The sequence below is a fragment of the Brevibacillus sp. SKDU10 genome (genome assembly GCF_001645205.1).
GTDB classification, from domain to species: Bacteria; Bacillota; Bacilli; order Brevibacillales; family Brevibacillaceae; genus Brevibacillus_B; species Brevibacillus_B halotolerans.
The window spans coordinates 13,011-35,955 of the sequence record NZ_LSSO01000169.1; the positions used below are offsets into that span (position 1 = coordinate 13,011).

The following is a 22,945-nucleotide window of genomic DNA, read 5'->3' on the forward strand; positions in this document are numbered from 1 at the left end:
GAGGTAATCAAGATGCTAAGTGAAAAGACTATTCAAATCATTAAATCTACGGTACCCGTATTAGAAAAACATGGAGTCGATATTACAAAACGTTTTTATCAATTACTGTTTACAAAACATCCAGAGCTATTAAATATTTTTAATCATGCTAATCAGAAGCAAGGGAGACAACAGACGGCATTAGCCAATGCAGTGTATGCTGCCGCCCAATATATAGACAAATTAGAAACGATTATTCCTGTTGTAAAGCAGATTGGTCATAAGCATCGCAGTCTTGGAGTTAAGGCAGAGCACTACCCGATTGTTGGAGAAAATCTGCTTGCTGCGATTAAGGATGTACTTGGCGATTTGGCGACAGACGAGATTTTGCAGGCATGGGCAGAGGCCTATGGTGTAATTGCAGAGGCCTTTATTGGTGTAGAAGCTGAGTTTTATAAGCAAGCTGAACAACAGCAGGGCGGCTGGGAAGGATTTAGAGCATTTAAGGTGGACAGAAAGGTAAAAGAGAGTGATGTTATTACCTCCTTTTATCTTGTTCCACAGGATGGAAATGCTATCGCTGGATTTGAACCAGGCCAATACATTAGTGTGAAAGTGGACATTCCTGGTGAAAAGAATACCCATATTCGTCAATATAGCTTATCTGATGCTCCAGGCAAGTCTTACTATCGCATCTCTGTTAAACGAGAGGATGGCAATCTGGATCAGCCTGCCGGTAAGGTTTCTGTTTATCTGCATGAACAGGTCGAACAAGGAGATATTTTATTTCTTTCGGCACCAGCAGGGGATTTTGTCTTGGATCAAAAAGATGCTCGTCCTGTCGTCCTGATCAGCGGAGGGGTTGGATTAACGCCTTTAGTTAGTATGCTTAACACACTTGTGGAGACGAATCCGAACCGCCCAGTAACCTTCATTCATGCGGCTCAAAATGGGCAGGTGCACGCGATGAAAGAGCATGTAGAAGAGCTAGCTCGCCAGCACTCACAACTGTCTGTTCATTGGTGCTATGACAAACCAACTGACTACGACAGAGCAACAAACGCTTTTCATAAAGAAGGCTATGTAGATATCTCTACATTAGAGCAAATGGTTCCATCTAAAGATGTCAGCTTCTATTTCTGTGGTCCGACTCCCTTCATGAAGGCGTTGTATCGTACCCTGAAAGAATACGGAATTGCAGAAGCAGACATTCATTTTGAGTTTTTTGGCCCTGCTGATAGCCTGTAGGATTATGAATCCGGTTTCGAGGCAGATTGAGCACGCAATAATCTATTTACAGTCTCACGGCGCAGTCCGATAAATTGCCCGATCTCATCCTGTGTAAGCACTTCGGTCAAAGTGGTGGGAGCAATATAGAATTCAAACCAAGCTTGGAGCTTTCGCAATTTATCGGCGGCCGATACTTCTGTTAATTGATCGATCCGATGCTGCATCATGCGGAGCTTTTCCTGAAGCTGTAAGGCAATGGTTCGGCATCTGTCCGGGTTGTTCTGTAGCTTTTGATACCACTCCCGCGCATTAAGAACCTCGATCTCACAAGTGACAAGGGCGATAGCCGTACCAAAATAAGGGTTTGGACTAATAAGAGAATGGTGTGGGATGATTTCATTAGGCACAATGATATTTACCAAAGTTGTCGTTCCATCCTCATGAATCCGAATTACTTTTAATAGGCCGCTTTTCAGATGGTACAGCGGGCCCGTTTCTCCTTGGCGAAATAGAGTTTCACCCCTATGCAATCTCATAGTAACCTCCAAAGTAACAAAGCGAAAGTCGGAACCTTCTGACTTTCGCTTTGTTGTTTATTAATAGAGATTATAGCAGGATCAGCAGGTTTATAAAAACCAATGTTACGAAAAACGTGTTTAACCGTCTATTTTTTTGCAATACCCTAGATATAGCTAATGTTTTACCCGGAAACCACTATGATACATAAGATAAGTACAATAACGGCTCGAAGTGACGTGATTGGTTTATGCTTCGCTCTAATGATATGGGCGTACAGAGCGGCAATCATAATTACAATAAAAATAGAAGCCGAAAACTTTAAGGCCGCCGGTATCCAAAAGGAAGCGATTACTCCAATAAATCCGATTAATTCGCAAGTGGCTGTGACGTACATGAGCCACATTGGATAGCCATAGTCATTCCAATGCTGAACCATTGTCTTTGAACTTGTAAATTTGTTGAAAATCGAAACGGAAAACAAACCAATACATACAATTTGGAAAAGTAAAATAGTGAAATGCATGATGGTGCCCTCCTCTGATAAGATAAGTAAGATGGGATGTCTTTGTAGGAGAGTATACTCAGGTTTTGATGAAAAAGATGTAGTCTAGACTACACTTACAAATTCTGGGGGTATTGTATGGAGAAAATAAAATATTTATCAAGAATACAGTTATTTAGTGAGCTTGAGGTAGAGGAATTAGAAAAAATCGAACCTGTTGCCCCGATTACAATCATGAAAAAAGGAACACTGATTACAACCCCGCATCAATCTCAAAAATTCCTGTATCTAATCAAATCGGGAAAGGTTCGCTTATATCAGATAACGTCAGAAGGAAGTGAACTAACTCTTGATGTATTAGGTGTTGGACATATATTTGGGGAAGTGGGTACGTTTACAACAGGGTCTGAAAATCTATATGCCCAAACATGGGAGGACTCCTTGATCTGTACGATCGATAAGACTGAGTTTGAGAACTTTTTGCAAAAAAAGCCTGATATTGCGTTAAAGTTTATTGAAATTTTGTCCAAACGTTTACAGGAGGTAGAGGAGCTGCTTGAATACATGGCATATGGAAGTGTTCGAAAACGCCTTCTATTTTTATTAAATAAACTATCGGATAAATTCGGAGTTAAAATATCTATGGAAGAGAGCTTGCATCAAGAAGAAGGCTGGATTCAACTTGATATAGCTGTTACCCATCAAGAATTAGCAACAATGATGGGCAGTATTCGTGAGACTGTGACGGGATTATTACAAGATTTCACAGCAGAAGGTATTATTCGGAAAGAAGGGCAGCGTAAACCTTTCCAAATCCATTACTCTCGATTAAAACAGGCATTAGCAAAAGACCAGATGAGGTAAGTAACTAAATAAAGGGTAATTTTCCTTTAATTTTCATTAATAAATTACTTATTTAACAATAATTTATCCACTATTCTTTATTTATATTTACAATAATATACAATTAAACTAGAATTATAGAGGAGTAATGAATGAAACCGAATACCGTTGTCGAATATTGTTCTGAGAAATTATGTCCTAAGGTGGGAATATGATGGAAGGAAATGGAGCAGTACTTTACTCCTCTCTAGGTGAATTAATAAAAAATAAAAGACAACAAGCAAATTTAAGTTTATCAGAATTGGGAAGGCTGTCAGGGGTTAGTAAGGGCGTACTCTCTAAAATTGAATCATGTGAAACCAAGAGACCAGAGCTTCGAACCATTAAGGCAATCACTACTGTACTAGTATTGCCATATGAAGAGATAATAGCGAATTATATCGAAATACAACAGCGTGTAGAAATTTTATATGAGCTTCTTTTAGAAATGATTGAACTATCTAATACAACGCTAATTAGTAAGGTTGCACAAAAAATTCTTGAAAATCCCCAAGAAGATACATATACGGCTTTAGAACGTCTTTATGACCTATGCAATAGCATCACTAGCGACGAGATTAAACTTATTCTCTATAGCGCTATCATTAAGTATGCGAGAGTACATGGAATCCCAAATTATATAGCCAAACCATCCCTACAAAAATACCTAATAGAGAGACAGGATTTCAAAAATTTAGAGGAGTCTTTTAAAATCGGGGAAGAAATTATTCATTATGCAGACTTTTTGTCCGAGGAAGAAAAAATCACTTTCTATTTTAGGATGGGTCTGCACGCATTTGCTATCAAAAAATATCAGCAATGTATTGAATTGACAAAAATGGGGCTTTTGCGAGATCACACCATAAATGAATTAAAGGTTAGAGCCTATCTGGCTATGATTAATGCTCTCTTATTATCAGGCAAATATGAAGAAGTCGAAAAACATCTTTCTACCTATAAAACATTTACATTCCATTTTGTGCATGAATCCGCGGCATTAACTGGTGCAATCGTAAAGGCAAAAAAGAAAGACTATGAAGCAGCCATTCCATTATTGCTAGATTGCTTACAAAATACGAGTGAGGATTCAAGAATTCATGCAGTAAATGAGTTAATTGAGTTGTATCTGCAAATGGAAAAATTCGATGCCATTGCAGAATTAGTGGCCCAGGAAGATAACTTTTTGAGGGTTGAATCGAAAACACCTTATAAATATTATTCAATAGGATTATATTACCAATATAAAGCAAACTATCAAATCTTAATTAAATCCTATCAAGAAGGATTGGATAGTTATCTTGCTAGCATGGAGATCTATGGCAAGATAAATGCTTATCAAGAAATTAATGACTGTATGAAGAGTATTCTCTCCTTTTATTTCTCTATGGAAAAATCTATAGATTTACAAATGGTACAGAAGCTTCAAGATGTATATAATAGGATTATACAGAATAAAGAAATTAATTAGCGTAGGAGGGATTGAGATGAAAAAGGCAATTATAACGATTTTCATGACTTTAGCATTGGTAACTTCTATTGGTTCTATTGATTCTTTCTCTCATGTCGCAGAAGCTAGTAAACCTCATGTTATTCAGTATGTATATGATCCAGGATTTTAATTGTATCTCTACTTAGAACGCTCTTAGGAGCGTTCTTTTTTATGGAAACATATTGGTCTATGAAACCAAACTCATCCATCTAACTTTTTTTACACATAAATTACAATATCAATGATATGATTATAGTGATTTATACAACTAGATTAGATTGGATGGTTTTGTCATGCAAAATTATAGAATGATTGTCCTCGATTTAGACGATACATTGCTTCAAGATGATCACACCATTTCAACTCGTACAAAAATTGCACTAATGAAGGCTCAAGAGGCTGGAGTAAAAGTAGTTCTTGCATCAGGTCGTCCCACGTACGCCATGACGCATATTGCTGAAGAGTTGGAGCTGGCAAAATACGGTAGCTTTATTTTGTCCTTCAACGGTGCAAAAATTATAAACTGGAAAACAAAAGAAGAGTTATTTAGTAGCACACTGCCAGTAGAAACCGTACATGAGCTATATGATATCAGTAAAAACGAGCAGGTTGGGATTCTCTCCTACGATGGGGATGATATCGTAGCTGAAACAGTGACTGCGTATACCCAAAAAGAGTCTGAGATTACGGGAATGAACATGAAAGAGGTAGAAAGCTTTAAGCAAGCAATCACACGACCAGTAGTAAAAGTCCTAATGGTAGACGATCCTGCTAAACTAGCAATTGTGGAAAGGAAACTGCAAAAACAGCTAGAGGGTCAATTGAGTGTAATGCGGTCGAAGCCGTTTTTCTTGGAGTTTACAGAAGCGGGTGTGGATAAAGGAACCAGCTTACATCAGCTCATTCATAAATTAGGAATTGAACAAGCAGAGGTTATTGCGATCGGTGACAGCTACAATGATCTTGCCATGATTAATTTTGCAGGGCTTGGTGTCGCAATGGGCAATGCGCCAGATGACATTAAGGAAATAGCAGACTATGTAACAGATACAAATATGAATCATGGTGTGGCAAAGGTTGTTGAGACCTTTATTTTAAATAAAATGCCACAAGCTTAGAAATCGTACTAATGATTTCTTTCCTGTACTTATATGAAAGAAGCGTCAGTGAACATTTTTGTTCCTTTGACGCTTCTTTTTATTGGTAATGTTTTTGACAAATTGTATTTTTTAGTACAGTGTTGACAGGAAAGCAATAGCAAACAAAGATTTATGCAAGGAAAGCCTTGTCTCCTGCCGAAGCAACGGTTGTTTGGGACGGCAATTTTCGAATCCTGATGATTCACCTAAGTGTCTGAATGATCAATTATTTCATTAAGAAAAGAATACATAGATTGCATCGATTGTCCCATTACGGTTTACCCCAGTGCAAGTGGGGGAAATTTTTCTCTCTTTAAAATGAACCAAAATACGAGAACTGGTGAATAAGGAGTGACAGGGAAAACGAGGAGGTTTTTTACGTGGAGGAAAATCATCATTTTCCAATAGCTAGAGAAGGAGGTTCAGTTGGTTTTGAAGCACTTGTTCAGCCTCACTTAACTACGGCATTTCGAGTCGCTTTTTTAATCGTCCATGATTACCATATCGCTCAGGATGCTGTTCAAGAAGCACTATGGGAGGCATATCAATCACTTTATCGCTATGATGAACGAAAAGGGACATCGTTTCGAGCTTGGTTTATGAAAATTGTGACACATCGGGCACTTAATCAGGTGCGTAGAAGGAAAAATACGGAAGAGTACGCAGAATCCATTGATCCTGACCAAAACCCATTGGAGAGCATTCTGCAAAAGGAGCAAGAGCAACAGATTTGGCGAGCAATCCAGTCAATGACGCCGAAGCATCGCTCCGCAGTGATTCTTTACTATTATGAACAGTTTAGTGTAGCTGAAATTGCAAAAATCCTTGGCGTGTTTGAGGGAACGGTAAAATCAAGGCTGCATAAGGCCAGAAAACTAATCGCTGAGAAAATACAAGCTGAAAAAGAACCACAGGTAATTTCCGAGATGGGAGTGATCATGCATGACTAATCTTGACAAACAGATTGCACAAACTCTAAAAAAGGTAGCTGGAGAATTGGATCAGCCTACTTTTGTGATGCCTGACCAGGCGGTGGCCTATAAAAGAAAAAGGTCGCGTTTACTAGGCACTTTGCTATTGCCAGTCTCAATTACCTGCGCTCTGCTGTTAACGGTATCGGTGGGTTCATATGTATCACCCACATTTGCAGCTTATGTAAAATCGTTATTTGAAGGCAGTTCTAATAAAGAGCTGCAAAATGCAGCAGAGGAGGGCTTTTCACAGAAGGTAAACGCCTCTGTTACGGATCAGGGCTATACTTTTGAAATAAAGGAAATATTGGCTGACCCAATGAGAATTGTGGCTGTATATTCGGTCAAGGATCAGCAGAATAACTTTATTCATCCTGATAAGATAAGTATATGGGATACAGAAGTAACAGATTTAAAAGGGAATCCATTTAAGAGAGTATCTAGCGAATTATATTCATTAGGATATTACGATGATAAATACGGCTATCTCACTCTGAAAAATCCAGTGGGGGAAAAACAACAGAAGCTTTTACTGAAAGTCAAGGGAAGTGAGATTGACTCTGTTAAAGGGGATTGGTCCTTACAGGTTCCTTTTGATTTAGAAAAATCAATTACGGCTTCAAAGGTGCTGCCAATGAATGGGATGTATACAACACCGCAGGGACTGCAAATCAATTTGAACAGCGTGATGTATTCACCGACTGCTGGGCGTGTCGAATATGAAACAAAATGGACGGAAGAGGCAAAGAAAAGATTAGTGCAGGAAAGCAAACAAGTGAAAGGAAAAATAGCTTCAGCTCCCCCTTATGTTCGCTATGATGATTATAAGCTGAATTTTCATGTTGAAAATGAAAAGGGAGAGAAAGTAAAGGACCTAAGTACGGAGATTGCTACTCCGCGCAAGTACCTAGATAAATATGGTCATTCTATCCGGAAGTACGGATTTGCTCCTCTGTCTCCAGATCATCAATATACACTAGTATTAGATTCTTTAGTAAAAACAGAACCGTATAAGCTGGACATATCATTTGAGCCGAAGCAGCTTGCCGATAAACCTGTAAGAGTAGATGAGGATGGCAAAACGATTGAGATCAAGTCAGTAACCTTTGACAAACCTCAAAATGAAGCATCTCCCAAGGATGAGAAGCATGCTACTATTACACTAGAGGCTTATTTAAAGGATATTGTTCAAATACCAAATACAATTTTAGTGGATGATGATACAGATAAAATTATTAATCACTTTGATTGGACGATAAAAGATGAGAAGGGCAAAATATACAATGTAACAGGCGGAGATTTTAAATTGTTAGGAAAGGACGAACAAGGCAGAAACCATATCCGAATGAAATTGCAAAGTTATGAAATGAAAGAACTTCCGCAAAAGATCAGCCTTATTTCCGAACTGGCAGAAAAGAGCTATGAGCTGGATTGGAGAGTACCATTGCCAATGCCAAAAGAAGATAAATGAGAAATAATGGTTGCGCGAAAAGTAATGGAGGCAAGAAAAATAATATTGAGCTGTGTATAAGCAGGAAAATGGACAGGAAAAATAGCCTGTCCATTTTTTTGATTGAATCCTATAGAGTGAATATTTCGGTAACACAAAAAGCAGGTAATCCACTTTATCGACCGCTTTAAAAAAATGCTACGAATTGAAATGAAGCTCAGTCTGAGCAAAGCGTATTACCTGTACCTCAAAATTGGTAATTAAAAGATAGGAAAATTCTGTATTATTGATATAATGACAGTAAGAATCGAACAATTATTTAATCTCCCTAAGGAAGACATCAAAGTTCAAGATTTTATGATTATGAAATAGGCAATATTATCGCGAAAATCGTTAAGCTTTTAACATGCATTGACAAGGGGATATGGCAATGAAATTGAATTTTTCTTTAGAAAGCTTTGTTCAGGGGAAATTTGGGCAATATTCGGTGTAGTTGCAGTAGTTGAGACTGGTTATTGGTATTTTTTACTACTAAAAGATTACAAGATAAACCGTAAGCATATATGAAAATATTCGAACATACCCACAAATGGATAAATACTGACAAGCGCTCCCTAATAATGATACCAAGACAGACATTTAGATAAGAATGATAAATAATAGGCCTAATAGCAAAAAAGCTATTAGGTTTACATGCATTATGCCTATTTATAAACCTCAATCAGTAAGTAAGTGTTGGATAGAATAAATGTTTCGTATAAAAAGTTCGATAATAAAAAGAGAAGGGTTGGGCAGTATTCCAATTTTAATATGGATAAGAGGTGTTTTTTATATGTCTAATCTTAATATTCCGATAAAAAATATATTTATCGACATTGTTTGATTTTTTTCGACAAAATTCAACATTTTTTTCAAAATAAGTATCGTTTTCAGCTTGGAGCATTATATAATTAAATTAGAAAATTCTACAATTAAGGAGAACCCCATGCGGATATTTCAAAACTTAAAAATAAGAACGAAATTATTACTCATCATTTTAACGTCTATCTTATCTTTTGTAGCTTTATCGTCATTAGGGTACAGCGGATTAAAAAAAGGGGACGAAGCTGCCTTAGGCATGTATGAGGATTGTTTACTTCCTATTCAGTGGTTAGGAGATTTAGAATCGAATTTCTTTAGGGTTCATATGAATGTTTTGGAATATATGATTACCACTGATGAAACAAGGAACAACGAACTTGATAAAATCATCAAGGAATTACGCGTGGAGAATGATGATTTACTCAAAAAATTGGAAAGCAGCCGTATTCCAGTGGAAGAAAAGGAATTATACGAAGAATTTAGAACTAGCTTTGACAAGCTGCGTGAATTTACAAGCAAAACGATTTCATTGGCTAGTCAAAATAAAAATGCAGAAGCGTATACGTATTACCTAGCCGAACTTCAGCCTTCACGAACAGATGCCATTGTTTCTCTTAACAAATTACTGACCTACTTGCAAGAAAAAGCAGATAAAATTCAAACTGAAAATTATCAGGAAGCCAATTTCACTATACTTATGTTTGGTATTGTAGCCTTACTAGTTGTTATCTTTATTAGTATGATAGGCTATATTATCAGCAAATCGATTAAGCATCCTATTGATCTACTAGAAGCAGATATGAAACAAGTAGCTCAAGGAGATTTAACCATTCGCACCTCCTATGAATCAAAAGATGAGATGGGAAGCATCGTCTCCTCTTTCAATGAAATGCTAGAAAATCTTCAGCAGTTGATGGGAAAAGTTCAAGCAGCAACAAACACCGTAATGGTTTCAACAGACAATATGCTACACGAAACACAAAATGTTTCTGCTATCTCTAGCAACGCTGTAGTTACCATTGATGAAATGAACCAACAAGTGCAAGGACAAATGTTAAGTATTCAGGAAAGTGCTAAGGCCATGGATGAAATGTCGACCGGAGTACAGCGAGTGGCCGAATCTGCTTCTACTGTTGCTGAATTAGCAATCACTACAGTGGAACAGGCGAGAGAGGGCAGTCAGGTAGTGGAGCAATTCATTACACAAATGGATACGATTCATAATTCTGTAGAGGAAACATCGGCTGTTATAAGCCGCTTGCTGGAAAATACACAGCAAATTGATAAAGCTTTGTTGTCTATTACAGATATTGCTGAACAGACAAATCTATTGGCGTTAAATGCGGCGATTGAGGCGGCGCGTGCCGGTGAATTTGGAAGAGGCTTCTCTGTAGTTGCAGACGAGGTGAGAAAGCTAGCGGAGGAATCCAAGCAATCGGCAAGTGAAATCAATCATTTGATTACTTATATCCAGCAGGATTCGAAGGATGCTGTTCATGTCATGGAGAAAGGACAGCAAGAGGCAAAACAAGGAATTATTACAGCCAATGAGGCAGGCAAAACCTTCAATGCTATTGTGGAAGAAATAAATGAAATCACGTATCAAATTCAAGAGGTATCTGCAACAACCGAAGAAATGTCAGCAGGAACCGAAGAAATAAATGCGTCGTTAGCAGAAATATCTTCTACTGCTACCCAGGTGGCTGGGTCTACAAATGAAACTGTACAATCAATTCAGGACCAATCGGCTTCTACCAATGAAATGGCTAATCATTCTATGAAAATGAATGAGACAGTTAAGGAACTTGAGAAGCTATTAGCACAATTTAAAATTCAGTAACTGATAACCTTTTCTCTAAAGGCAGGAACCGAAAAGATAGAAACAAAAACAAGCTGGCGGAATCTTAACTCTGCCAGCTTGTTTTTTTATTAGGCACCAAATTGCTTTTTTATCTATGGGTACTCGCTTACGGTAATGGGTCAAGACGTACCCAGCCAGAATTCCCGTTAAATGAGATTTGATGCCAACCGTTTTGATCAGCTATGCCCTGAATCGGGCTACCCTTTTTGATCTGGCCAATTACACCATATTCTTCACCTGGACCCGCATAAACCTTGATGGAATCCTCGGACGAGCCATTTCCCATCCCGTCTTTTTTGGAAGGAGAGGCTGGGTCATTATCGTGTGGGGAGGTTTCTTCTGCTCCCGACTCGGGTTTCTCATCTGTTACCGTGTCTGAATCTACATCAGGCTCAGTCTCGGGGGGCTGCGATAGATAATCCCTTATCTTTTCTTCATAGACAAGCCCATTATCCTCTAGCTTAAAGGCTGCTATTTCCTTTTCCCCTTTGCCCTCGGCATTTTCTAGAATTACGGAGCCTGTGCCTTCCACTGTAAATCCATCTGCCTCTACCTCAAATAGCTTCACCCAATCTTTTTTGGATAAATCGGGAACAAATCCATAGTATGTAGAGAGACGGTTTTTACCCGTTGCTTCCACAAGGAGGATGGGGGTCTCTTTACTAATTAATGTATCTGAGATATTGAGATTTTTGAGCTTTGTGTCCGTATGAAAAGACTCCTCTAAGTACAGAACAGAATGATCATCCGGCATTTTTGCTGCCAAATGAAGATGTTGATCTTCCTCTGAAATACCGGCTGTATAAACGACAGACCCCCAGCGCTTCTCTCCTGTGAGGACGAATTCAAACGATTTATCTGGATATTTTTCTTTCAATAGGCGAATTGGATCATGCTTGATCCAGCGGTCTTCTAATTCCGTTACGAGCCGGGATGTATCCTGAAGATCGCTTAGCTTTTGATACAGGTCACGTGCCTTTTCAAACTGGTTTGCTTTTGTGTAACGCTCCGCTTGCTTTAACTGAGAGGCGAGATGTTGATCAAGAAGGCTGATGGACTCCGAATCAGTAGGTAGCAAGTCACTAATCTGACGGTAAGCCTTTGCCTGCATGATAAATGTGTCTAGGTCCTTATTGCGAATCGAACGCTTGATCTGGGAGCTAGCATACTTTTCTAGTAAAGCAAGTAACCAATCACCTTGTATATCTACTTGCTTATAGGCACGTAAGCTTCTGGAGGCTGATTGGATTACCTGGTCGAAGGTACTTCTGTTTGTTACATCCCTGTATTTTTTTTGATCATAGGAACGAAAAAGGGAAATGAGCTCCTGTTTCTTCTGTTTTTCCCCGCCAAAAAATTCATCTGGAATAGCGGCCAAAGAATGAACAAAGCGTTCATCATAATAATTTTGCTGGGTCAGGTTTTCTTGCATAGATGTAGTATGGTTTTTTTTCATTGCAAGAAAGTAATTTTTTAAAGTAGCTTCGATTGCATGCTCTTCAGAAACTTGTGTGAAAAAATCTACGAATAGCTGTTCTTCCTGCTGGGCGTGCTGTTTAAAGGTGTGGTAGGTCGTATACAGCTCTAGCATATCTCCTACCTGATTATCTCCTGCGGCAGCATGAATCTGCTCAGAGATGGATTTTAGCTGTTGGCGAATGGAACGCAGTGCAGATAATGGCTTATCCCATGCTTCATCGCCATAGCTGATAGTAGTAATGGCTTGTGCTTTAGCGAAGCTTTCTTCGGCCGCAAGCAAATTTCTTTCCTGATAGTGCTTTTTTGCCTCTTCATATAAATTGATTTTTTTCAGGCTATATCTAATCTTGACACCCATGGCTATTAAAGCCAACAGGAATAAAATTAGCAGGATATTTCGTATCCAAAGTGATCGTTGATAGGCAGGGAGTAGTTTGCTAATAAATTTCTTCATAGCAATCCTTTCAGTTCGGGATCAAACGAGTAGTGCTGATCCACGTGTCTCTTGGTAGCTTCATATAATTTGGCCCACTGACTATTTTGATGGGCACTCACCATTTTAGCTAAACGAATCAAACGCTCCTTAGGCAAATATTCTATGAACTCAATAATAAAATCCTGATAGTGATCTATATGAGCTCGTACCCGTAAAGATGCCCCTGCCACCTGACCGAGGATTTGCGTACCATTACTTTCCTGAAGAATATACGATTTATTTGAAATAACATAATCTAAAACAGCTTGTTTTACTAACCATGGTTGGACTTTTAGTGCCTCATGAAGATAGGCAATAAAATGATAGTTGTAATCAGAAGGGATCAGCGTATCTAACTCTAATTCCATGTCCTTGCGAAGTACAAAGTGATTGAGATATTTGACCTTGAGGATTTTTACCAAATCAGAGTCGATAAAGTAGCCAACTTCCCTGATTTTTTCATAGGCATCCTTATATTTTTTTGCCTTTACATCAGCATCAATATCCTCTAGCTGTCGATAGAGAGCATTTTTCATATTTTCCTGCTCTGTTTTGATGAACTGTTCAAAATGAACTTTTTGTTCGTAGGAGCCATACCGCTTCTGCATGAGCCAAAAGAGCAAAAAGAGAAGAACGCCTCCACTACACGCAAGTACCAAATTCATTGTCGTATCAGCAAAAATAGCTGCGAGACAGACAAAGAGACCGATCCAAAGAAAGCGAATTTGAACGTGTCGTCTAGTAGTGGCTGCTGCGACAGCACGGATAGGCAGGAGTGTTACGTTTTTTTCGCAAAAGGGGCATTCCGTATCCCACAGCACAGAATAGGAATGACATTTTGGACAATATTTTAAACGCTCAAAGGCATGAGTTGTTTTGACAGTCTTTCTGAATTGAACACCAGTTTTTGTCTTCATTTTTGCTCACCTTCATTATTTAACAGCGCATGAAGATACTGATCCATCTCAGCTTCTGTTTTACTTTTTCGTTTGAATATCCATAGTTGAGTGAAACGATAGCCCAGTAGTACCAAAGAAATAGCTAAAAAGATATAAGTTATCATCTATCATTCTCCAAATATCAATGTCGAAATATGTAACATAATAGTACATACGTCCGTATAACGTTATATGGATCTTACATGGCTTTTCTCTTTTTAATTGTAAAATATAGTGGTAATCTTGTCATATAGTCACATTCTTTGCAATAGTTGTTCAAAAACTTGGATATTTTTTACAAAAAAATTAAGTAGCGGAGGTTCAATAGCATGCTTCAATGTAAGAGGTTTTTTCAGCATATATTGTGCGTGGGACTTCTGTTGACTTCTCTAACCACAGGTGCCACGTTTGGTTTTGCACAGACCGGTGGAGATAAAATGGACGCTGTGTTGGTTGTAGACGTCAGCAATTCCATGACCCAAAGTGATAAAAACAAAGTAAGTAACGAAGCAATGAAAATGTTTGTGGATATGACCTCTATTCAGGGGAATAAGATCGGGGTCATCGCATATACGGATAAAATTGAGCGCGAAAAGGCACTGATTGAGGTTAAATCCGATCAAGATAAGCAGCAAATCAAAGCTTTTATTGATAGCTTGCAAAAAGGTGCTTACACAGATATTTCTGTAGGGGTCGATGAAGCAGTAAAAATTTTAGATGCAGGACATGACCCGGCGCATTCTCCTATCGTTGTGCTGTTAGCAGATGGAAACAACTTTTTAAATAAGGACTCCAATCGCACACAGCAGATGTCTGATCAAAAATTGCAGGATGCGGTACAAATGGCCAAAAGCAAAGGGTACCCTATCTATACGATAGGACTTAATGCTGATGGACAATTGAACAGAACGACTTTGCAACAGATCGCGACAGAAACGAATGCCAAGTTCTTTGAAACAAGTACGGCTGACAAGTTACCACAAATTCTAAGCGAGATTTTTGCTAATCATCTGAAGCTGAAGGTTGTTCCGGTGAAAAGCATGACTTCAAATGGAGCCTTTCAGGACGTAACAATCTCGATACCTAACACCAATGTATTGGAAGCAAATATTTCGATCATGTCGAAGAATGCCGTACAGGTAAAGCTGTTTGATCCATCTGGCAAGTCGGTACCAGTTCCGTCTAATCAGGTTCATTTCTCGAAATCAAATGCATATTCCATGATTAAAATGCTAAAACCCCAGCAGGGAGATTGGAAGCTACAGGTCAAAGGAGCAGCCAAGGATAAGATTGATATCAACATGATCTTTAACTATGACGTGCAGCTCGCAATGGAACCGATCCCTACTAAGACATATAAAGCTGGCGATGATATCCAAATTAAAGCAGAACTAGTTAGTAATGGACAAAAAATAACTAGCACTGATCTTTACAAAAGCATGAAGGCAAAGCTACTCGTTAACGATGTAACAGACAACAAAACAAGTGAAATGGAACTAACGAATACAGGCAGTGGATTTACAGGTACCTTTTCTATCCCGGCTTCCCATCAATACGAGATTAAGGTGAAAGCGGAGGATAGCAGTTTTTATCGAGAAACACAGCCTGTTACTGTGAATGCAGCAAATGCAGGGGCAACGGGGTCACAGCAACCTCCAACTGCCCCAACAGGGGAAGAAAAGCCTTTTCCGTGGGTCATGACGATTGGTGGTACTTTGGGTCTGATTTTACTTATTGCGATTGCGTTATATGTACTATCCATGTGGAAAAAGGCAAACAAAGGATTTATGGGGCAAATGGCTATCGAAATTATCAATGAGGATACAGGCGAAAAGTCGAGTCCGCAGTATAAAAAACTAAATGCCTTTAAAGGAAAGGTTAAATTGCATCAATTGTTGCAGCTTACCCCAGAGTTTCAGGAGACAGACAAAATCATTTTTCTACCAGGCAAAAATGACACGCTTATCATTCAAAACAAATCTGATTGTCAGATTGAAAAGGCTGGAAGAGTACTAGATGCAAGTAAAGGAAGGGAATTAAAAAAGAACGATCGAATCAAGGTATCCCTTTCTGGTGTAAACAAATCAGTCTTTATTGACTATATCATCTAGGAGAGGATCGATTATATGAGAGCAGTTGTGAGAGAACATATTCAGCAGTTGGATGTATCTTTAGGCGGGGGAATCGTTAGTGAGAAGATTCGTGTAGATACGATTGATAACCCGATGCTGGTTATTGGTTTAGGTGGAACGGGGATTGATGCGTTGCTCCGTTTAAAATATCAGGTAAACAGACGTTTCAAGCTACCGGTGGATTCTTTATCGAAAAAACGGAAGGAAAAACCGGATAATATTGAGTTTGTCGCTTTTGAAACAAATGAGCATGATCGCAACAAGCGTTACAAGGGTATTGGTCTTGATCCTATTTCGGAATTTGTGTTGCTTTCTAATCCGGAGATTGGCGGAGTATTGCAGAATAGAAGCATTTTAGAACCATACATTACGGATTGGCTTTCACCTGAGCTGACGATCACAGATGGAATCAGTGGAGCATCAGGGGTTAGACAGGCGGGGCGCTTGCTATTATTTACTAAAATTACACAGGTCGTCCAAACCCTTGAGAAAAAGATTAAGATGCTTACCGAGGGCACTAATAAGAAGCTGATCGTATTTATCTTAACGGGTATCTCAGGCGGAACCGGCAGTGGCTGCTTCATGGATATTGCCTATATTGTTCGCGGTATTTTAGAACGAGAATTTGGCAGTGCAGGAGTCGATAAGGTTAACTCGCTTGGCTATCTGTTTACACCAGATGTTAACTTGTCGAATAAAAGCCTCAGCTCGCATACGCGCGATTACATCATGAAAAATGGTTATGCTGCGTTAAAAGAGCTGGATTATTGGATGAATGCAGACGAACGTATGGATCGCTTTAAGCAGCAATATGGCAACGCCTTACATGTCTCTTCCCCAATGCCTCCATTCAATTTGTGCCACCTTATTTCGGCAACAAATCTTGAGGGTAAAGCATTAGAAAATGCCTACGATTATTGCATGAATGTTACGGCTGAGAATATTACCAACTTCATGGCTAGTGAAGAAAAACGGTCGGGCGAAGAGTTTGCGATTCATGATTATATTAGTAATATTCGTACCAACATTAATCAGATGCCAAAAGCATATGCGGCTAACTACCAATATAACGTCATAGGTGCTTCGTCTGCGGTACTGCCGATTGAAGAGATGACTACTTATTTGGCATACCGATTGTTTAAAAAGATGGAAAATATGTTTGTCGCCGCTCCTACACAGGAAGATGTAGAAAAATTTGCTCGCAAATTAGGCATCGATATCGACTCGATTTCCAAGAGATTTGAGGAGCGGGTTCCAGAACCTATTCCAGGCTACGAAAATAGTGAGCGTCTCAGCTATAGCAATGTCATTAGCCAACAGGTCGTAAGTATCGATCATGAGCTGGAGCAGGGCTATCTGGCTAAAGCGAGAGAGGAATACATCAAATGTAAAAAACAGCTTCCAGGCGAGCTGACCACTACATTTGGTGAAATGATTACAAGAGTATTTTTACATGCACAGCAAGGGCCGTTTTTTGCATCGAGTCTGATTCATTCCGAGCAGGGCTTTTCCTTGCTTAAAATGATACTCTCTTATATCGAGAGCTTAAAACTAAATCTAGAGAGCTTCCCAAGAGAAATTGAGGGAGCGCGCGAAACAGCTAATGAGAAGCTAGGTGATGCTCGCAGTGCCTTTATTTCAAAGGAAAAGAAGAAAAATAGCTATTTGGAAGCAAAAATCACCGAATACCAGCTTCTTGCAGATCATGAAAAGCTAGAGCAAATGATCGAGTTCTACGAGGAGCTATACCGCCGATTAAGTGATGAAAACAATCGGATTTACAGTGTATTTACGGAGATTTTAAATACGCTCAACCAAATTTTTGAAAAGAACGGTGACATCCTCATCAACGGTGGGGAGGAGATGGATCGTACCGGAAATAAAACGTATTACTGGAATATTGTGAGCGTACCTGATATTGCGAAGGTTATAGCAAACACTATTGATGAAAAGGATACAGATGATTTAATACGTGATTTCACTGCTGAATTGCTGAAGCGCTCGGATCACTGGATCAAGGAAACGGAAGTAGATATCGTCGGTGCTATTTCAGACTTTTTATCCGATAAGTTCAGCCATCTGATTACAACGTCGATGGAAGAGTTTTTGCTGATGAAATACGGGCAGGACGAAACGCTAGATCGTATCGTAGAACGAAAAATAGCTAGTAAATTAGATGAAGAAGCTATTCCAGTTTTCCACCTCAGCAATAATCTGGGCAATATGAATTTCCCTTCGTGGGGCTTTGTTTCGGTGCCACTTCAGGCTCCGTCTATTTTGAAGGGGATCAAGAACTATCAAAATACGTCAATCAGCGGCTCTCGTTTTACAGTGAAGGAGAGCGGAGTTAAAAATCGTATTTTCTGGTTGAATACAAAAAATGGTGTTCCTTTGTTTGCTTATACACCGCTCAAAGTGTATGAGGAAAGCTATGAACGAACCATTCTTGAAAAAGAGGGTGTCGGTCGTCACTTAGTTCAATCAGAAAAGAATAACTGGACGTACCTACCATCTCCTATTCCAGAGAAATCTTGGGGAGAAACGTATCTGAATGTACGTGTAAAAGAGTACAATGCTAGGATTCGTGAGCTATTTGACAGAGCTGTTCGTTTCGGGTGCATCATCGAAAAAGACAGTGAAAATCAAACAAGCAACCGATACGACTGTATCATTACCAAGCCGTTCGAAATCACTGCCTTCTTGGCTACATACAAGCTGGACAAAGATCCATCTAAAGGTAGCCCAGGGGAGATTAAGAGATGTCTTACTGAATTGAAGGACTTTATGGAACAGGGATTGGAGCAGGAGTATACAAAGGATTTGTTTGGCAGCATCAACGATGAGATGGCCAAGGAAAATTTAATCCGCTCTCCAGAACTTATTCGTCTCCTTCAGCAGGAAGTGCGTAAATACGAAGATATCGAGAGTAAAATCAGTGAGCTAGAACAGATCATCCAATCGATTCAAGGTGAGGAAGAGCTGCTAAATCGTTTCATTGAAGCACTATACACAGGTACTATTTGTAAAAAGGGTGCCTTGTATGTGTATGATAAGGACGAGGAAGAAGAGGCTTGGGAGCCTTTCGTCAATCTGATGAAGGTGAACAAGCATGTAGAGTTTGCGATCTACAATCAATATCGCAATTTGGATGGTAAACAAATGACTGCTCTTCAACGCAAAGCGAGTAAACGAAGCGACCAGATGACATCAGCAGTTGATACGCAGGAATTGTTAACGAAGCTAGAGGAAATCACTGTTGCTTTTCAGGAAGCGAAGAACGAGCTTGAGTACGATCGCGATGACTATGTAAACGGGGAAGACATGTATCGTTTTTATAAAAAAGCGTGGTCGAAAGTAAACGATATGCGCAAAACATTACAATAATTCATTAGGGGAGAAAAGCATGAGGGATTTGATTGAACAGTTCGCAACTCACTATGTGTCGGATTTAGAAAAACAACTGGATAGTGAGAACGGACAGCGTAGCATTCAGAACCCTGTGCTTTTTCTCTTTTTAGGTGATAAGAGCTTAGAGGCACTCCAGTCGATTTATGCTACCAATGAACAAAAGTGGCAAAATAGCGAGGGAGTGCTCTATGTTCACGCCTGTTCGGAAGATACTCTACAGCGTGCGAATGTGTATAACTGCCGCTTGCCGCAGCCTTCTGCTGATAAAAAAACGATGCGGGCTTCTCTCTATGACATGTTTTATCAAGATGAATCATTGTTGATTGAACTAAATAAAATGATGAAGATGGTAAGTGTTCGTGTAGCAGAAATGGGTAAGCTATTTACTTATCACCAACAAATGAATATTGCAGTAGTCACCAGAGCAGATGATATTGCTAATGTGCTGTTACCGGAATTTACGCTGCTTGTAAAGAGCTATCTTAGTGAATTATTTAAAAATGTCTCGTTGGATTTGTATGTTTTGATACAGGAAAAGAACAATGGCCAGGAATTTGGATTTTCTACGTCAATAGGAGTTAGCTTCTTGGATGAATTAAATGAATATCAACAGCCTGATTACCAATTCTGCGCTGATCTTCAGATGACAGAGGATCGAGTGAAGCTGGCTGTGGAGCATACTAGTTCTCCGCTTTATTCACTTGTGTATATCCTAAGTGATAAGAATGAGCAGGGAATGTTCATTGATAACGGTAAGGAAGATAATTATGAGTTGATTAGCGATATCGTGCTGCTCAACAATAAACGAGTGGAATCAGAAGTATACGAAGGCAGTGAAAGCTATAATCGCACACAATTTATCCACAATATTACCGGGGTTACTGGACGACCTACATTTGCTTCAGCCGGGCTCTCCAAAGTAAAGCGACCTACTCACGCTATTGCACATACTGTACTTGCAAAGGTGTATGATCACTTTCTAGAACGTTTGAAGCAAAATGGCACGCATGATGTTTCAGAAGTACTAGAGAGACTGGAGATCACAGACTCGCAGATTCTACAAAAAGTGAAGTCAGTTTTACCGGATGAGAGCAAATTAGAAGAGATGACAGGTTTGATGACTTCGGGCGTTAGCTACAAAGAGCTTACGAGCATGACTCTTAAAGAGGCAGAGGTAGCATTGTTCGAGGATAGCAGTCAGACCTTTTTTGCAACGAATTTTGTGCTTGCCGCGCGTTCAAAACGGGATTCTTCTGAACAAAAGCATAAGCTCACTCAGCTTATTAGAGAAGAGATTCTTGAAAATCCCAAATACGGATTATATGCTGCCTACCAATTAACCTTGGGATCTGATGCTAAGAAGAGCCTTGCTAATGTCTTGCGTTCCAGAATCAGAGATACAATTCGACAGCTAGAGTATTGCAAGGATCAGCTAGAGGATCTTTATCGTCAGCGGGTTGACCGACAAGAGATAAAAACGGGTGGTCTTTTCACACGAGATAAAGAGCGTGTACGAAATTTTATACGGCATTTTTTCCCGGTCATTTATGGAAAGAAGTATGAGATTTTAGGATTGGAAATGGAAATAGAGCTTCTAACCGATTATGAAAGACAATTGGAGGACATTCATCAGAAGCTAAGACAACAGGTCATGCAGCTTGAAGAAATCAAGGTTCAAGTCAGTGAGATGTCGCGAAAAAGCATCCGAGAGGCTGTAGACTATCTAGACAAAAACATAGAGGAATACTACGGAGCTGTTGTACAGGAATCGATTGAAATAGTAGAAGCCAAACGAGGAACTGGCTTTTACTTTGAGGATAAATACATGGGGGGCATTTCTTTCCTATTAGATAAAGGAGTTACTGAAATGATCCAGCGGCTATGTGACATGTGCCGTAAAGAGATTATGACCAGTGAGCCGTTCTCCCTTTCCTTTGAGGATGAACTCCTGGCAAGAGCGAATGTGACGGCGGCTTACGACAACAGGACTGTTTTGACCCGAGAGCAGCTATACAGAGATTTGGCTTTAGAGTTGGAAAGCAGATCATCTGTCCATATAGAAGTCTTTCAATTTATGCAAAAGTATAGATATGAGGAAAAATACTTTTTTGCTGATTATAAGAATGATTTTGTTCAATATGTATTTCGAACTGAGCAGGGAATGCGGACCTATAAGCAGGGGTGCATTCATGAAGCAAACAAAAGTGGGATTGAGAAAATCAAGCTCATGGGTGGTTTCGGCATAGAAGACCTCATGTATTACCGCAATAATAGGAAATATTATGAATCCTATCGGGAAAATGGATTTTTATTTCGCCGACAAGGAGGGGGGCAATTGTCATGAGTCAAAAAAAAATCAGTCTGCTCATGGTTTTCTGTAGCTTGATAGGTGGAGTAATCGGCTTTGTAGTAGGCGAAATGATTGTAAACCTTTTGTCTAATGAACTACCTCAGTGGGTGGTTATGGGACTTTATTTTGGACAGTATGCTTTATTTGTTGGACTTATGTGTTTAATAGCTGAATTAATTTCACCCCGATTAAACGGGCAGGGCTGGAGACAGCGCTATGTCGGATTCTCATGGAAGATGCTTGTACCGAGTACCTTTATCATGCTAGGTGTAGTTGCTATGCTATTACAATTTTTCTATGGGACAAATTTTCAGAAGGCGTCGGGTTCAAACAACATTGTTATGCTGCTGGACATTTCCTCCAGCATGCAGGAATCGGATAAGGATAATCAGCTTTTTAAATCAGCAGCCGATGTGGTTCGTAGAATGGATGCTAATACAAGAGTAGCGGTCATCACCTTTAATCAACAAGCGAGCGTGCTACAGCCCTTGGTGCTCTTGAACAATCAAAAGGTAAGAGATGATGTTATACAAAAGCTGAATAGTCATGAGGGTCCTTCTGGTGGCACTGATATAGAGGAGGCATTGCAAACCGCTTTAAACCATATAAACAGGGAAACAAACAATTCTGGTAATAACACGGTTATTCTCATGTCAGATGGCTATAGTGATGTGGATTTAGATAAGTCTCTTCAGCCATTCAAACAATCTCAAATCATTGTTCATACAGTGGGGATGAGTACGGTCAGCGCAGATGGAACACAGTTGTTGAAGCGCATTGCAGAAGAGACCAATGGTAATTACTACGATATTGAACATACAGATCAAATCACAGGTGTGTTCGGCCAAATTTATGATATGAGTCGTCAGGATCGTGAGCTTGTAAAGGAAAGAGTAGGCGCAACGGAACATAGCCTTTTCTATGCAATACTGCGTGTCGTGAGCTTGCTTGTGATTGGAGCATTGTTAGGTTTGGCAGTAGGACTATTCTTTGATAACAAATATATAGCCAAGGGCTTCACTTTAGGAGGAATCGTGTCTGGTCTTCTTGCTGGATTGATTCTTGAGAAGGGATTGGCATCCGGCATGTATCCAGCTATGGGGATTCGCCTTGTAGCTGACTTGCTGTTAGCTGCTGTCATGCCTTTGTTTACGATTTTTATCCCTATGCCTAACCAAGCTCTAGCCTCTGAGAAAAGTCGGTTTACCGGTGGCAGATATTTATCGGCAAAAAACAAGGAAGCTAAGCAGATCAGTACTAATAAGTTTGATAGGTAGAGT

At 39.5% G+C, this 22,945-nt stretch carries 17 protein-coding genes; 12 read left to right on the forward strand and 5 right to left on the reverse strand.

Annotated features, from left to right (window positions below; translation table 11 throughout):
* Positions 1 to 12: 12 nt before the first annotated feature.
* Positions 13 to 1,227, forward strand: a complete 1,215-nt coding sequence (gene hmpA, locus AYJ08_RS14270) for an NO-inducible flavohemoprotein (protein ID WP_064018284.1) — start codon at positions 13 to 15, stop codon at positions 1,225 to 1,227.
* A gap of 2 nt (positions 1,228 to 1,229) precedes the next feature.
* Here hmpA and AYJ08_RS14275 read toward each other — a convergent pair whose 3' ends face one another.
* Both AYJ08_RS14275 and AYJ08_RS14280 read right to left on the reverse strand, forming a co-directional pair.
* Complete coding sequence (locus AYJ08_RS14275) at positions 1,230 to 1,745, reverse strand: Crp/Fnr family transcriptional regulator (RefSeq protein WP_031412678.1); 516 nt, start codon at positions 1,743 to 1,745, stop codon at positions 1,230 to 1,232.
* A gap of 164 nt (positions 1,746 to 1,909) precedes the next feature.
* Positions 1,910 to 2,251, reverse strand: coding sequence for a DoxX family protein (locus AYJ08_RS14280; protein WP_003342943.1), 342 nt, complete (start codon positions 2,249 to 2,251; stop codon positions 1,910 to 1,912).
* Positions 2,252 to 2,368: 117 nt separating this feature from the next.
* Between AYJ08_RS14280 and AYJ08_RS14285 the strand changes: the two genes are divergently transcribed.
* The 7 genes from AYJ08_RS14285 to AYJ08_RS14310 all read left to right on the forward strand — a co-directional run bounded on the left by AYJ08_RS14285 (position 2,369) and on the right by AYJ08_RS14310 (position 10,862).
* The gene (locus AYJ08_RS14285; RefSeq protein ID WP_064018285.1) at positions 2,369 to 3,094 is read left to right on the forward strand and encodes a Crp/Fnr family transcriptional regulator; all 726 of its coding nucleotides are present in this window, start codon (positions 2,369 to 2,371) and stop codon (positions 3,092 to 3,094) included.
* A 190-nt stretch (positions 3,095 to 3,284) separates the two neighbouring features.
* A complete protein-coding gene (locus AYJ08_RS14290; protein WP_064018286.1) occupies positions 3,285 to 4,580 on the forward strand; it encodes a helix-turn-helix domain-containing protein in 1,296 nt (431 codons plus the stop codon).
* A gap of 16 nt (positions 4,581 to 4,596) precedes the next feature.
* Positions 4,597 to 4,731: a hypothetical protein gene (locus AYJ08_RS24765; RefSeq protein WP_003342937.1), complete on the forward strand. Its 135-nt coding sequence runs from the start codon at positions 4,597 to 4,599 to the stop codon at positions 4,729 to 4,731.
* 163 nt (positions 4,732 to 4,894) lie between these two features.
* Positions 4,895 to 5,719 carry a Cof-type HAD-IIB family hydrolase gene (locus AYJ08_RS14295; RefSeq protein ID WP_064018287.1) on the forward strand — a complete coding sequence of 275 codons (825 nt, stop codon included), beginning with the start codon at positions 4,895 to 4,897 and terminating at the stop codon, positions 5,717 to 5,719.
* Between the two features lie 401 nt (positions 5,720 to 6,120).
* Entirely contained in the window at positions 6,121 to 6,690 is a 570-nt protein-coding gene (locus AYJ08_RS14300) for an RNA polymerase sigma factor (RefSeq protein ID WP_064018288.1), read from the forward strand.
* A complete protein-coding gene (locus AYJ08_RS14305) occupies positions 6,683 to 8,182 on the forward strand; it encodes a DUF4179 domain-containing protein (protein WP_064018289.1) in 1,500 nt (499 codons plus the stop codon). Before AYJ08_RS14300 ends, AYJ08_RS14305 begins: the two co-directional genes overlap by 8 nt.
* Before the next feature lie 964 nt (positions 8,183 to 9,146).
* On the forward strand, positions 9,147 to 10,862 hold the full coding sequence (locus AYJ08_RS14310; protein ID WP_064018290.1) for a methyl-accepting chemotaxis protein: 1,716 nt from the start codon (positions 9,147 to 9,149) through the stop codon (positions 10,860 to 10,862).
* A gap of 127 nt (positions 10,863 to 10,989) precedes the next feature.
* Here the strand turns inward: AYJ08_RS14310 and AYJ08_RS14315 are convergent, their stop codons facing one another.
* Genes AYJ08_RS14315 through AYJ08_RS24015 form a run of 3 tightly spaced genes read right to left on the reverse strand, consistent with a single transcriptional unit; the run spans position 10,990 to position 13,900 of the window.
* Entirely contained in the window at positions 10,990 to 12,816 is a 1,827-nt protein-coding gene (locus AYJ08_RS14315; RefSeq protein WP_064018291.1) for an SH3 domain-containing protein, read from the reverse strand.
* The gene (locus tag AYJ08_RS14320) at positions 12,813 to 13,754 is read right to left on the reverse strand and encodes a hypothetical protein (RefSeq protein WP_064018292.1); all 942 of its coding nucleotides are present in this window, start codon (positions 13,752 to 13,754) and stop codon (positions 12,813 to 12,815) included. Before AYJ08_RS14320 ends, AYJ08_RS14315 begins: the two co-directional genes overlap by 4 nt.
* The gene (locus AYJ08_RS24015) at positions 13,751 to 13,900 is read right to left on the reverse strand and encodes a hypothetical protein (protein ID WP_197490676.1); all 150 of its coding nucleotides are present in this window, start codon (positions 13,898 to 13,900) and stop codon (positions 13,751 to 13,753) included. The genes AYJ08_RS14320 and AYJ08_RS24015 overlap by 4 nt, the downstream gene beginning before the upstream one ends.
* Positions 13,901 to 14,104: 204 nt before the next feature.
* On the opposite strand from AYJ08_RS24015, the gene AYJ08_RS14325 reads away from it, so the two are divergent.
* The 4 genes from AYJ08_RS14325 to AYJ08_RS14340 are packed head-to-tail and all read left to right on the forward strand — an operon-like array spanning position 14,105 to position 22,942.
* Positions 14,105 to 15,886 carry a vWA domain-containing protein gene (locus AYJ08_RS14325; RefSeq protein WP_064018293.1) on the forward strand — a complete coding sequence of 594 codons (1,782 nt, stop codon included), beginning with the start codon at positions 14,105 to 14,107 and terminating at the stop codon, positions 15,884 to 15,886.
* A gap of 15 nt (positions 15,887 to 15,901) precedes the next feature.
* Positions 15,902 to 19,291: a tubulin-like doman-containing protein gene (locus tag AYJ08_RS14330; RefSeq protein WP_064018294.1), complete on the forward strand. Its 3,390-nt coding sequence runs from the start codon at positions 15,902 to 15,904 to the stop codon at positions 19,289 to 19,291.
* A gap of 19 nt (positions 19,292 to 19,310) precedes the next feature.
* On the forward strand, positions 19,311 to 21,659 hold the full coding sequence (locus AYJ08_RS14335) for a hypothetical protein (RefSeq protein ID WP_064018295.1): 2,349 nt from the start codon (positions 19,311 to 19,313) through the stop codon (positions 21,657 to 21,659).
* Positions 21,656 to 22,942 carry a vWA domain-containing protein gene (locus AYJ08_RS14340; RefSeq protein ID WP_064018296.1) on the forward strand — a complete coding sequence of 429 codons (1,287 nt, stop codon included), beginning with the start codon at positions 21,656 to 21,658 and terminating at the stop codon, positions 22,940 to 22,942. The genes AYJ08_RS14335 and AYJ08_RS14340 overlap by 4 nt, the downstream gene beginning before the upstream one ends.
* The last annotated feature ends 3 nt before the right edge of the window (positions 22,943 to 22,945 follow it).